Genomic DNA, 12,704 nt, shown 5'->3' on the forward strand with positions numbered 1-12,704 from the left:
ACCCGGTGAGGCGACGATGTCCGCAACCATCTCCGACGTCGACTCCCGGGCTTCGACGACCGGTGTTCAGGCCGCGGACTCCGATGCCGTCCGTACCCGGGCCTTTCCGGAGATCACCACGCGGTCATCGACCTTTGCCTCGAGGGTGAGCGCAGCGGTGTGGTCGGTGGGGTCGACGTCGTCGACCCGGCCGGTGAGCACGAGTCGGTCTCCGATCGCCAGTGGTGAGGCGAAACGCACCGAGTACGTCACGAGGTTCTCCACATGCACCAGATCGGTGACCCACGCGGCGAGCATTCCCGCCTGCATCTGTCCCATGGCGATCACATCCGGGAGCCCGGCCCGGCGTGCGTATCCGGCGTCGTGGTGCAGGGGGTTGAAGTCTCCGCCGGCGCCGGCGAATCGGACGATGTCGGTCTGGGTGATCGGGCCGATCTCCCGCGACTCGAGTTCTTGTCCGGTGGTCAGGACGATGGGCGCGCGGGTCATCAGGCACCCCGCTCGATCAGAACCTCGCGCTGGGTGACGGCGACGTCACCGGCGGCGTCGACCCAGGCAGTCTCCAGGGTGACCAGGCGCATCATGCCACCGCGCTTTCCTTCTCTGGTCGCGTCGTCGACGATCCGGCGGGTGCCGGTGAGGCGATCGCCCACCAGCAGCGGCCGCGCGTACTCCCACTCGACCGAGCCCACCACCACGCGTTCGATCGCGAGACCCAAGCTCTCGACGAACCGCTTCTGGTCGCGGTGATGACCGGCCACCACCACATGCGTCGGGGTGGCGGCGACGGCAGTCAGACCGGCGTCATGTGCGGCGTCGGCGTCGGTGTGTACGGGGTCGGCGGCGTATGTGGCGCGCGCGAACTCGCGCACTTTTCCGGCCTCTACCTCGAACGACACGACGTCGAGCACGGTGTTGCCGGAGTCGATCTGCGCCGTGGAATTCGGCATGAGAACCTCCTGGATTTTATGGTCAGACCTATTGTAACGTTGGTCCTAATGAACTGGAGGTTCGAATGGATCTGAGCGATTCGCCTGACGAGGCACGGTTCCGGGATCGGGTCCGCGGCTGGCTGACCGACACACTGCCCACGCTGCCGTGGCCCGAACCGGCGCGACTCGAGACCAAACGCGAGTTCTGGTCGGTGTGGCAGCGAATGCTGTTCGACGCCGGGTTCGCCGGCTTGTCCTGGCCCCGGGAGTTCGGCGGGGCCGGTGCCGATGCCAAGACCAAGGCCATCTTCAACGAGGAGATGGACCGGGCCGGGGCGCCGGACCGCCTGAACATCATCGGCGAGGACTTCGCCGGGCCGACCATCGTCGCCTTCGGCAACGACGAGCAGAAACAGCGGTACCTGCAGCCGATCCTCACCGGCGACGAGATCTGGTGTCAGCTGTTCTCCGAGCCCGAGTCGGGATCGGACCTGGCGTCCCTGCGGACCAAGGCCACCAAGGTCGACGGCGGCTGGTCGATCCAGGGACAGAAGATCTGGACCTCACGCGCCCAGATCGCCGACAACGCGATCCTGCTCGCCCGCACCGGTGGCGGCGACCGGCACAAGGGCATCAGTTACTTCCTGCTGCCGATGGACACACCGGGCATCACCGTCCGGCCGCTCGAACACATGCTGGGCGAGGCCGAGTTCAACGAGGTCTTCCTCGACGACGTCTTCGTGCCCGATTCGGCGCTGGTCGGCGAGGTCGACGGCGGCTGGAAGGTCGCCATGGGCACGCTCGCCTTCGAGCGGGTGGGTATCGCCACCGGCCGCGTCAACACCACGCGCGCCGTCGCCGACCTGGTCGAGCAGATCGGCCGCTCCACCGACGACGACGGTGCGCCGCTCGCGGGGCAACCGGCGATCCGGCAGCGCATCGCCGATCTCTACGGCCGTGCACTGACCCACTACCTCATCGGTCAGCGGGTGATCACCGGAGCCGCATCGGGACAACCGCCGGGTCCGGTCACCTCGATCGGCAAGCTCTACTTCTGCCCGCTCGTCGAGGACATCGCCGACTTCGGTCTCGAACTCTCCGACTTCGGTGGACAGTTCGGCCTCGCCGACGCGCCGGAAACGGGCGAGCACGCCGTCGACGCCGGGGACCCCGACCAGCAGCGGTGGCTACGGCTGGCCTACCAGGCCCGCGGCACCGCGATCGCCGGCGGTTCGACCTACATCCAACGCAACATCGCTGCCGAGCGCGTGCTCGGCATGCCCCGAGGCCGAGAGTGATGCGATGAGTACCTACGTGTGGAATCCGACCGCCGACCACCTCGCGAACGCCAACGTGCTGCGCCTGGGCCGAAGGCACGGAATCGACTCGATCGGCGAGCTGCGTCGTCGATCGACCGAGGACGTGGCCTGGTACTGGGACGCCGCGATCACCGATCTGGGTATCCCGTTCGCGACCCCGTACGAGCAGGTCCTCGACACGAGCGCGGGCGTGGAGTTCCCCGAGTGGTTCGTCGGTGGGACGTTCAACGCCGTCGACGCGTGCATCACGCGCTGGCTCGACGACGGTGCCGACCGCCAGGCGATCATCCATGAGGCCGAGGACGGTACGGTCCGCACCCTCACCTACCGCGAACTGGCCGATCAGGTCGGCCGGGTGGCCGCGGGGCTGGTCGACCTGGGGATCGCCGAGGGAGACGCCGTCGGGATCTACCTGCCGATGATCCCGGAGGCCGTGGTCGCGTGCTACGCCGCGGCCGGGATCGGTGCGGTCCTCGTCCCGCTGTTCTCCGGGTTCGCCGCTCCGGCAATCGCTTCCCGGCTCGCCGACGCCGACGTCAAGGCGGTCGTGGTGGCCGACGGCACCGTTCGCCGGGGCCGCACCGTGGACATGATCGGCGAACTCGCCAAGGCCCTCGACCGCACGCCGTCGGTGACCTCGGTCATCACCATCGACAATGTCGGCAGCCCAACAGATCTCGACGGTCTCGATGCGACCGTCACGCGCTGGGACACACTGATCTCCGACGATCGCGTCCCCTACACGTTCCGTCCGTTCCCGGCGATGCAGACACTGATGCTCGGATACACCTCCGGCACCACGGGAAAACCCAAGGGGGCGGTGCACACCCATGCCGGGTTCACCGTCAAGGTGGCCACCGAGGTCGCGTACTCGTTCGATGTGAAGCCGGGGGAGACCTTCTGCTGGATCACCGACATGGGCTGGGTGATGGGGCCGTTGGCGGCCTTCGGCACGCACGCCAACGGGGCCACGCTGGTGCTCTACGAGGGATCGCCCGACGTCCCCGACGCCTGTCGGCTCTGGGATCTGGTGCAGCGACACCGGATCACCATGCTCGGTGTCTCACCGACCCTGATCCGGGCGCTCAAGGCGACACCGCTCGACGAGATCGCCGCATACGATCTCGATTCGGTCCACGTCCTCGGGTCGACGGGGGAGCCGTGGGATCCGGACTCCTATGACTGGCTGGCGCGTGACGTCTTCGGCGGAGCCGTCCCGGTGATCAACTTCTCCGGCGGTACCGAGGTGGGCGGATCGTTCCTCGCCCCCTATCCGGTGGAACCGATCCCGAGCTGCTCGCTGGGCGGACCCTCGCTCGGCATGGATGTCGACGTCGTCGACGACGAGGGGAAGTCGTTGCGCGGCAGCATCGGTGAGCTGGTGTGCCGCCAACCCTGGCCGGCCATGACGCGGGGAGTGTGGGGTGACCGTGAGCGCTACCTCGAGTCCTACTGGTCGACCTTCCCCGGCATGTGGTGCCACGGCGACTTCGCCCTCGTCGACGACGACGGACAGTGGTACATCCTGGGCCGCTCGGACGATGTCATGAACGTCGCAGGCAAACGGCTCGCACCGGCCGAGGTGGAGTCGGTGCTCACCACCCATCCGGCGGTCGCCGAGGCCGCTGCGGTCGGTGTGCCCGACCCGAAGAAGGGCGAGACGGTCTGGGCCTTCTGGGTTCCCCGTCCCGGCGCCGACACCACCGGTGTGTCCGAGCAGCTGCGTCGTCTGGTGGCCGACGGTGTCGGAAAGCCGTTCGCGCCGGCCAAGGTGTGGACGGTCGACGCGCTCCCGAAGACCCGCTCGGCCAAGATCCTGCGTCGCGCGGTCCGTGCGGCCGCCATCGGCTCCGATCCCGGTGATCTGTCGAGTGCGGAGAACCCCGAGGCGGTCGACGCCATCCGAGATGTCGTGCACGGCGCGAACGCGAGCTGAGGAGAAACCATGCATTGGGAACTGTCCGACGAACAGGAGATGTTCGCGTCCTCGCTGCGGGAGTGGATCACGGCGAAGTTCCCCACCGAGACGGTGCGGGAACTCCAAGGCTCGTCGTCGAGCCCCTTCACCGACGCGCTGATCGGCGAGGGCTGGTGGGGGGTGGGATACCCCGAACAGGCCGGCGGCCAGGGCGGTGGCGTCCTCGAACTGGCCTTGGCCGCACGAGAGTTCGGTAGGGCCGCGGTACCCGATTCGGGGTGGCTCGCCGCGGCGATGGTGGCGCCGTTGCTCACCGATGCCGACCTGACGGCGCTGGTCGAGGGGCAGCGACGCGCGGTGCTCGCGACCCGGGCGGATCGGCCGCCGGTGACCGGGCCCGATGCGATCGACGCCGAGACCGCCGGCGACACGCTGAGCCTTGTCGTGCCCCATGTGCTCGGTGCGGCCGAGGCCGAGGTGTTCGTCGTCCCGGTCCGCGGCCCGGACGGGCCCGCGCTCGCGCAGGTGGCCGCGGCCGACGCGGTGATCACCGCCGACGATCTGCTCGATCGCTCCCGGTCGACGGCGACCGTCGAGTTCCGTGACGCACCCGTCGCGGGTCTGGTCCCGGTGGATGCGGAGTCCCTGGCAGCCTCGGCCCAGCGCGCGCCGGTGCTGGTCGCCGCCGATGCCCTCGGCGCCGCCGAACGCATGCTCGATCTCGCCGTCGGCTACAGCAAGCAGCGTAAACAGTTCGGGCAGTTGATCGGTGGCTTCCAGGCGGTCAAACACGCCTGTGCGCAGATGCTGGTGACGGTGGAGGCGTCGTACTCGAGTGCGCTGTACGCCGCGGCCGCCGTGGACGCCGCACTCGCCGATGCCCCGACGATCGCCGCGGTCGCCAAGGCCCAGGTGACCAGGTCGGTCGCCGATCTCGCCGACACCGCGCTCACCGTGCACGGGGCCATCGGCTACACGTGGGAGCACGACCTGCACCTGTTCTACAAGCGGGCCAAGCTCGACCGCACGCTGTTCGGCACCCCCGCGGCGTGGAACGAGCGCATCGCGGTGGCCCTGCTCGGCCCCGTAAACAGTCCCAGCTGACCCCTTGCGTTATTTGGTCAGTCCATTAATATAGTTGTCTGACCGGAGAGATGGAGAACCGACGTGGATTTCGCACTGACAGAGGACCAGATCACGATCCGTGATGCGGTCGCCGAACTGGCCGCCAAGTTCGACGACCAGTACTGGCAGGAGAAGGACGAAAAGCACGAGTTCCCGCGGGAGTTCTACGATGCCTTCGCCGCCGGCGGTTGGCTCGGCATCACCACGCCGGAGGAGTACGGCGGCCACGGCTACGGCATCACCGAGGCCTCCATCCTGCTCGAACAGGTCGCCGCATCCGGTGCCGGGATGAACGGCGCGAGCTCGATGCACCTGTCGATCTTCGGCATGCACCCGGTGATCGTGCACGGCAGCGAGGAACTCAAGCAGCGCACACTCCCGCGGATCGTCAACGGTGATCTGCACGTCTGCTTCGGCGTCACCGAGCCCGGCGCCGGCCTCGACACCACCAAGATCACCACCTTCGCCAAGCGCGAGGGCGACAAGTACATCGTCAACGGGCGCAAGGTGTGGATCTCCAAGGCCGTCGAGTCGGAGAAGATCCTGCTGCTCACGCGCACACAGAAATTCGACGAGTCGCCGCGCAAGACCGACGGTATGACGCTGTTCCTCACCGACCTCGACCGCAGCAAGGTCGACATCCGGCCGATCAAGAAGATGGGCCGCAACGCGGTCACCTCCAACGAACTGTTCATCGACGGCCTCGAGATCCCGGTGGAGGACCGCGTCGGCGAAGAGGGCAAGGGCTTCACCTACATCCTCGACGGCCTCAACCCGGAGCGGTGCCTGGTGGCGGCCGAGGCCCTCGGGATCGGCCGGGCCGCCATGCGTGCGGCAGTGCGGTACGGCAACGACCGCGAGGTCTTCGGCCGGGCCATCGGCAAGAACCAGGGAATCCAGTTCCCGCTCGCCGATTCCCTCGCCCGCCTCGATGCCGCCGAACTCATGCTGCGCAAGGCCACCTGGCTCTACGACAACGGTCAGCCCTGCGGCCGTGAGGCCAACACCGCCAAATACCTGTGCGCCGACGCCGGTTTCGAGGCCGCCGATCGCGCCCTGCAGACCCACGGCGGCATGGGCTACTCGGAGGAGTACAACGTGGCCCGCTACTTCCGCGAGGCCCGACTGACCCGTATCGCACCGATCAGTCAGGAGATGATCCTGAACTACCTCGGCTCGCACGTCCTCGGCCTACCCAGGAGCTACTGATGACCGACAACTCTTCCCTTCCCGACGGCATCACGGTCTTCGGCCTCACCGGCCGCACCGCGATGGTCACCGGTGCCGGCGGCGGCGTCGGTGCCGCGGTCGCCGAGGCATTCGCCGCGGCCGGAGCCGGTGTGCTCGTCACCGACATCAACAAGGACGCCGCAGCCGCGGTCGCCGAGCGCATCATCGCGAAAGGCGGAGTGGCCGAGGCGTTCGCGCTGGACGTGTGCGACGCCGACAACGCCCGGGATGCGGCCGCAGCGGCCGCCCGGCTCGGTGACGGCACCGTGCACATCCTGGTCAACAACGCCGGCGTGATCAAGCCCGCGATGTTCCCCAAGATGGACGAGGCGAAGTTCCGTGCGGTGCTCGACACCCATCTAATGGGCACCTACCACTGCAGCCATGCGGTACTCGACCACCTGCCCGACGACGGCACCGGCCGCATCATCAACGTCACCTCGGCGGCCGGCCTCACCGGCACCATCGGACAGGCCAACTACGGCGCCGCCAAGGCCGCGATCGTCGGATTCACCAAGTCGCTGGCCCGGGAGCTGGCCCGGCAGTCGGTGACGGTCAACGCGATCGCCCCGCTCGCCGCGACCGCGATGACCGAGAACATCCGCAGCAACGAGAAGCTCGCGGAGAAGACCTTGGCTCGGATTCCACTGGGACGCTGGGCATATCCGGACGAGATCGCCCCGTCGTTCGTGTTCCTCGCATCCGGGGCCGCAGGCTACATCACCGGCCAGGTGCTGCCGGTCGACGGCGGGACGGTGATCTGAGATGGCGTCACGAGTGTCGGGTCCGTTCACCCAGGCGGGCCGCGAGGTCGTCATCGCCGAGGCCGTCCGCACCCCGATCGGCCGGTCACATCCCGAGAAGGGGTGGTTCCGCGACGTCCACCCCAATGCGATGCTGGCCGCCTGCTACCAGGATCTGTTGGCGCGCACCGGGATCGACCCCGCCGTCGTCGAAGACCTGGTGATCGGCTGCACGGCACCGTTCGGCGAGCAGTCCCGCAACATCGGCCGCAACGCCTGGCTGCAGGCAGGATTCCCGGCCGAGGTCCCGGCCACCACCCTGGACCGCCGCTGCGGGTCGGCACAGACCTCGGTGAACTTCGCTGCGGCACTGGTCTCCTCGGGTGTCCACGACATCGTGATCGCCGGCGGCGTCGAGCACATGGGTCATGTGCCGATGAACTCGCCGGCCAAGATCAGCGAACTCTACGGCGAGCCGTGGCCCGCGGAACTGCGTGAACGCTACGACTTCGTCACCCAGGGCGAGAGCGCCGAGCTCATCGCCGACCGCTGGGGCATCTCGCGCACCGAGATGGACGAATTCGCCGTCCGGTCGCATGCCCTGGCCACCGCCGCCATCGAGGCCGGCCGGTTCGCCGACGAGATGGTCCGGATGGAACTCGACGGCGAGATCCGCCTGAGTGACCAGACCGTGCGTCCCGGAACAACACTCGAGACGCTGGGCAAGCTCAAGCCGGTGTTCCGGCCGGAGGACGGCCGGATCACCGCAGGCACCTCGAGCCCGATCTGCGACAGTGCCGCCGCGGTGCTGCTGTGCACCCGGGAGGCCGCCGAGCGGTACGGACTGCGAATCCGTGCGCGGATCGCTGACCAGACGACCGTCGGCGTCGACCCGATCATCATGCTGACCGGTCCGATCCCCGCGACCAAGAAGATCCTGGAACGGAACCGACTGGGCATCGACGACATCGACCTGTTCGAGGTGAACGAGGCGTTCAGCTCGGTGGTACTCGCCTGGCAGCGCGAGCTCAAGCCGGACGAGGACAGGGTCAACGTCAACGGCGGTGCCATCGCGCTCGGACATGCGGTGGGCGCGACGGGTTCACGCCTGATCGCGAGCATCCTGTCCGAGATGGAACGGCGTGACAGTCACCTCGGATTCGTCACCATGTGCTGCGGCGGAGGCCTCGGTACCGGCACCCTGATCGAACGGGTCGAGTGATGGTGGACTTCGGTGGGCTGCTGAAGCCGGGTATGGGGGTGTGGTGGAGTCAGGCGGCCGCCGAACCCCGCCCGCTCGTCGACGAACTCCTCGCCCAGGCACCCGCCGTCGGTCCCCTGCGCCTGTTCACCGGACTGAGTTGGAACGACCAGCTCGCACAGTCCATCTCACCGGCCGACACCATGGTGTCCTACGGCGGTCTCGGTGCCCTGCGCGCATTGGGCAAGACCGATCAGCTCGAAGTGGTCCCGTGCCACTATTCGGCGCTGCCGAGGATGTTCGCCGAGCACCGGCTGCCCAGCGACGCCGGGCTGCTCGCGGTGTCGCCGCCCGACCGGGACGGCATGTGTTCGCTCGGGATCGGCGTCGACTACATGGCCGATGCCATCGAACACACGTCGTTGCTGTTCGCCGAGGTCAATCGGCAGATGCCGACGCTGCCCGGCTCGCCGCGGATTCCGTTGCGCCGGTTCGCCGCCACCATCGAGACCGATCGGCCGCTGCAGGAGGAGACGACCCGCCCGCCGGCCGACATCGATCGGGCGATCGCCGGGCACATCGCCGAGCTCGTCGACGACGGCGACACCCTGCAGGTGGGGATCGGTTCCATGGGTGCGGCCGTGCTCGACGCATTGTCGGGACACCGCGACCTCGGCTTCCATGCCGGGATGATCACCGACGACGTCATGCACCTCATCGACAAGGGTGTGGTCACCGGCCGGCGCAAGCAGGTCGACGTGGGGTTGTGTGTCGCGGGCACCGCACTCGGTTCCGCCGACCTCTACAGCCGGGTCGCCGACCTGCCCGTCGTCTTCCGTCCGACCAGCTACACCCATGCGCCGCAGGTGCTCTCGCAGTTGAGTTCGCTGGTTGCGGTCAACTTCGCGATCGAGGTGGACCTCACCGGACAGGTGGGCGCCGAGGTCAGCCGCGGCACCTACCTGGGTGCCGTCGGTGGCCAGGTCGACTTCGCGCGGGCGGCCGCGCTCACCGGCAAACGGTCGATCATCGCCCTGCGATCCACCATGCGCGGGGCGTCGTCGATCAAGTTCGCCCTCGACGAGGGGGTCGTCACCACCGCGCGTGCCGACGTCGACTGTGTGGTCACCGAACACGGCATCGCACACCTGCGCGGACAGCCGCTGGCCGAGCGGCGTCGGCGTCTGATCGCCGTCGCGGCACCCGAATTCCGTGACGAACTGGCCGGCGCCGCGCGCGCCGCATCCTGAAAACACACAGGGCATCCTGAAAAACACTGGGCAACAGCAGAACATCGAAAGGAACCATCTCATGAGCAATCGAGTCGCACTGGTCACCGGCGGAGCACAGGGAATCGGCGAGGGCATCTCCCGCAAACTCGGCGAGGCCGGCTTCCGGGTCGCCGTCGCCGACCTGAATCTCGAAGCCGCACAACAGACCGCCAAGGAGATCGTGGCCGCGGGCGGCCAGGCCATCGCCGTGCCGATCGACGTCACCGACACCGCATCGGTCAAGGCCGCCGTCGAGCAGATCACCGCAGAACTCGGCCCCGTCGAGATCGCGGTCAACAATGCCGGGTGGGACGACTTCATGAAGTTCCTCGACACCACCGAGGAGTTCTGGGACAAGATCCTCGACATCAACTTCAAGGGTGCACTCCGGGTCAACCACACCGTGGTGCCCGGGATGATCGAGCGCGGCTTCGGGCGCGTCATCAACATCGGCTCCGACGCCGGCCGCGTCGGATCGTCCCTGGAGGCCGTGTACTCCGGCGCCAAGGGCGGGATCATCGCATTCACCAAGACCCTTGCACGCGAGGTCGCCACGAAGGGCGTCACCGTCAACACCGTGTGCCCCGGCCCCACCGACACCCCCGCGCTGCGGAAGTTCGCGAACAACTCCGGCCAGGACGCCGACAAGGTGCTCGGCGGTATGACCCGCGCGGTGCCCATGAAGCGTCTGGCCGATCCGTCCGACATCGCCGCCGCCGTGGCCTTCTTCGCCTCCGACGAGACCGGATACATCACCGGTCAGACGCTGTCGGTCAGCGGCGGCCTGACGATGGCCTGAGCGGTATCGAGTCCAGCGGTATCGAGCCACGATCCGAGGAGAGAACTGTGTCCGACACCGCCGTGGAGTGGTCGACGGTCCGTCGCTACGACGACGTCGACTACTCCCGTACCGACGACGGGATCGCCAAGATCACCATCTGCCGGCCGGAGGTGCACAACGCCTTTCGCCCGCAGACCCTGATGGAGATCTCCGACGCCCTGACCCTGGCGCGCGAGGATCCGTCCATCGGCGTGATCATCCTGACCGGGGAAGGGGACAATGCGTTCTGCTCGGGCGGTGACCAGCGGGTCCGTGGCGACACCGGCTACCTGACCAATCCCGACGATCCCCAGGCCGTCGGCCGCTTCCACGTCACCGATCTGCAGGTGCAGATCCGGCGTCTCCCGAAGCCGGTGGTGGCGATGGTCGCCGGATATGCGATCGGCGGCGGGCACGTCCTGCAGATCGTGTGCGATCTGACCATCGCCGCCGACAACGCCCGGCTCGGACAGGTCGGGCCGCGGGTCGGTTCCTTCGACGGGGGCTTCGGCGCCGGACTGCTGGCGAATCTGGTGGGACAGCGCAAGGCCAAGGAGATCTGGTTCCTGTGCCGCCAGTACACCGCGGAGCAGGCGCTCGAGATGGGTCTGGTGAACACCGTCGTACCGCTGGCCGATCTGGAGGCCGAGACGGTCGGATGGTGTCGCGAGATGCTGGCCCTGTCGCCGCTCGCGCTGCGTCTGATGAAGGCGAGCTTCCACGCGGCCGAGGACGGCCTGGCGGGTATCCAGCAGCTCGCGCACGACACCAACCTGCTGTTCTACTCCACCGACGAGGCCAAGGAAGGCCGGGAGGCGTTCAAGGCCAAGCGCACTCCCGAGTTCGACCGATTCGCGCGACGCGCGTGAGCGGGATTCGAGAGGATCACTGACATGACGACATTCGGGGTCAACGCATTCGGCGTCGGAACCGGCCGCGACCGGTTCACCACCATGGTGGAGCTCGCCCGCGAGGCCGAGGAGATCGGTTGCGCGGCAGTGTGGACGAGCGAGCTCTACAGTCGCTCGGCGACCGTACCGATGGCGATGCTCGCCGCAGGGACCGAGACCATCTCGATCGGCACCAACATCGCCTACGGTGTGGGCCGCAGCCCGCTCATGTGGGCGGCGGAGGCCCGTGACCTCGACGAGTTGTCCGGTGGGCGGATCATTCTCGGTATCGGTAACGGGACACCCAAGATGATGGAGGCCTGGCACGGGGTGAGTGGGGAGGCCCCGGCCGAGCGGATGGCCGAGTTGCTCACCGTGCTCAAGAAGCTGTGGCGGCTGCACGAGGGGCCGGTCCACCACGACGGCCGGTTCTATCACGTGCATCTGTCTCCGACATCCGATGTCCCCGAACCCGTCCGGCCGGAGATCCCGATCTGGATCGCCGGTGTCAACAAACTGATGTTGCGGACCGCCGGACAGCATGCCGACGGACTGGTCGGACACCCCATGTACACCGCCGACTATGTGCGCGGTCCGGTCGCCGAGGAGGTGGCCCGTGGTGCCGCGGAATCCGGGCGTGATCCGTCGGAGATCACCATCATGGGAATTCGTATGTGCGCCATCGACGACGACGTCGACACCGCCCGCCGTCAGGCGGCCTACGCCATCGGCCAGTACGCGGCGTCACGGGTGTACGACCGGCTGTTCGCCATCCACGGATGGAGCGCCGAGCAGGAACGCATCCGCCAGGCCGCACGTGATCGCGATACCGACGGCGTCATCGCCGCGGTGACCGACGACATGATCGACACCATCGCCATCGCCTGTACCCCAGAAGAATTCCCCGATGCGCTGGCCCGCATTCCCGACGGATTCGACCATCTCGATCTCATCGCACCCCCGTGGGGTCTGACCGACGAACAGACCCGCGCCATCAACACCCGCATCCTCGCGGGTCTCCGCCGACACCTGAACGTGCCGGCGCAGATCTGAACTCACTATCCTCGGGTCTGCTCAATCATCAATGAGCGGTTGGTGGTTGAGCCGTTGAGGAGCGGAGCGACGAGGCGTGTCGAAACCTCAGACGGTCGTCGTCGACGGCGTGACCACTTCAGAGGTGGTCACCTCCCAGCGCATGCTGCGGGGATCTCGACTCGGGTCCTCGCTTAATCATCAACGAGTGGTTGGTGGTTGA

General features: G+C 67.7%; 12 protein-coding genes. 10 read left to right on the forward strand and 2 right to left on the reverse strand.

Annotation, left to right across the window (positions count from 1 at the left end; translation table 11 throughout):
• Positions 1-66: 66 nt before the first annotated feature.
• Together GD1_RS22925 and GD1_RS22930 are read right to left on the reverse strand one after the other, a co-directional pair.
• Positions 67-489: a MaoC family dehydratase gene (locus GD1_RS22925; RefSeq protein WP_059039809.1), complete on the reverse strand. Its 423-nt coding sequence runs from the start codon at positions 487-489 to the stop codon at positions 67-69.
• Positions 489-950 carry an FAS1-like dehydratase domain-containing protein gene (locus tag GD1_RS22930; RefSeq protein ID WP_059039810.1) on the reverse strand — a complete coding sequence of 154 codons (462 nt, stop codon included), beginning with the start codon at positions 948-950 and terminating at the stop codon, positions 489-491. The genes GD1_RS22925 and GD1_RS22930 overlap by 1 nt, the downstream gene beginning before the upstream one ends.
• 65 nt (positions 951-1,015) lie before the next feature.
• Between GD1_RS22930 and GD1_RS22935 the strand changes: the two genes are divergently transcribed.
• The 10 genes from GD1_RS22935 to GD1_RS22980 all read left to right on the forward strand — a co-directional run bounded on the left by GD1_RS22935 (position 1,016) and on the right by GD1_RS22980 (position 12,502).
• A complete protein-coding gene (locus GD1_RS22935) occupies positions 1,016-2,230 on the forward strand; it encodes an acyl-CoA dehydrogenase family protein (protein ID WP_059039812.1) in 1,215 nt (404 codons plus the stop codon).
• A gap of 4 nt (positions 2,231-2,234) precedes the next feature.
• The gene (locus tag GD1_RS22940; RefSeq protein WP_059039814.1) at positions 2,235-4,187 is read left to right on the forward strand and encodes an AMP-binding protein; all 1,953 of its coding nucleotides are present in this window, start codon (positions 2,235-2,237) and stop codon (positions 4,185-4,187) included.
• Between the two features lie 9 nt (positions 4,188-4,196).
• Positions 4,197-5,273, forward strand: a complete 1,077-nt coding sequence (locus GD1_RS22945; RefSeq protein WP_059039816.1) for an acyl-CoA dehydrogenase family protein — start codon at positions 4,197-4,199, stop codon at positions 5,271-5,273.
• 63 nt (positions 5,274-5,336) lie between these two features.
• Entirely contained in the window at positions 5,337-6,503 is a 1,167-nt protein-coding gene (locus GD1_RS22950) for an acyl-CoA dehydrogenase family protein (RefSeq protein WP_020793923.1), read from the forward strand.
• The gene (locus tag GD1_RS22955; RefSeq protein ID WP_059039818.1) at positions 6,503-7,288 is read left to right on the forward strand and encodes an SDR family NAD(P)-dependent oxidoreductase; all 786 of its coding nucleotides are present in this window, start codon (positions 6,503-6,505) and stop codon (positions 7,286-7,288) included. The genes GD1_RS22950 and GD1_RS22955 overlap by 1 nt, the downstream gene beginning before the upstream one ends.
• A gap of 1 nt (position 7,289) precedes the next feature.
• A complete protein-coding gene (locus GD1_RS22960; protein WP_059039820.1) occupies positions 7,290-8,489 on the forward strand; it encodes a thiolase family protein in 1,200 nt (399 codons plus the stop codon).
• Complete coding sequence (locus tag GD1_RS22965; RefSeq protein WP_059039822.1) at positions 8,489-9,718, forward strand: acetyl-CoA hydrolase/transferase family protein; 1,230 nt, start codon at positions 8,489-8,491, stop codon at positions 9,716-9,718. The genes GD1_RS22960 and GD1_RS22965 overlap by 1 nt, the downstream gene beginning before the upstream one ends.
• A gap of 61 nt (positions 9,719-9,779) precedes the next feature.
• Positions 9,780-10,538 carry an SDR family NAD(P)-dependent oxidoreductase gene (locus GD1_RS22970; RefSeq protein WP_020789840.1) on the forward strand — a complete coding sequence of 253 codons (759 nt, stop codon included), beginning with the start codon at positions 9,780-9,782 and terminating at the stop codon, positions 10,536-10,538.
• 62 nt (positions 10,539-10,600) lie between these two features.
• Positions 10,601-11,428: a 1,4-dihydroxy-2-naphthoyl-CoA synthase gene (menB, locus tag GD1_RS22975; RefSeq protein ID WP_373855354.1), complete on the forward strand. Its 828-nt coding sequence runs from the start codon at positions 10,601-10,603 to the stop codon at positions 11,426-11,428.
• Positions 11,429-11,452: 24 nt separating this feature from the next.
• Positions 11,453-12,502 carry an LLM class flavin-dependent oxidoreductase gene (locus GD1_RS22980; RefSeq protein ID WP_020789842.1) on the forward strand — a complete coding sequence of 350 codons (1,050 nt, stop codon included), beginning with the start codon at positions 11,453-11,455 and terminating at the stop codon, positions 12,500-12,502.
• The last annotated feature ends 202 nt before the right edge of the window (positions 12,503-12,704 follow it).

The sequence above is a fragment of the Gordonia desulfuricans NBRC 100010 genome (assembly GCF_001485495.1).
Taxonomy (GTDB): Bacteria; Actinomycetota; Actinomycetes; order Mycobacteriales; family Mycobacteriaceae; genus Gordonia; species Gordonia desulfuricans.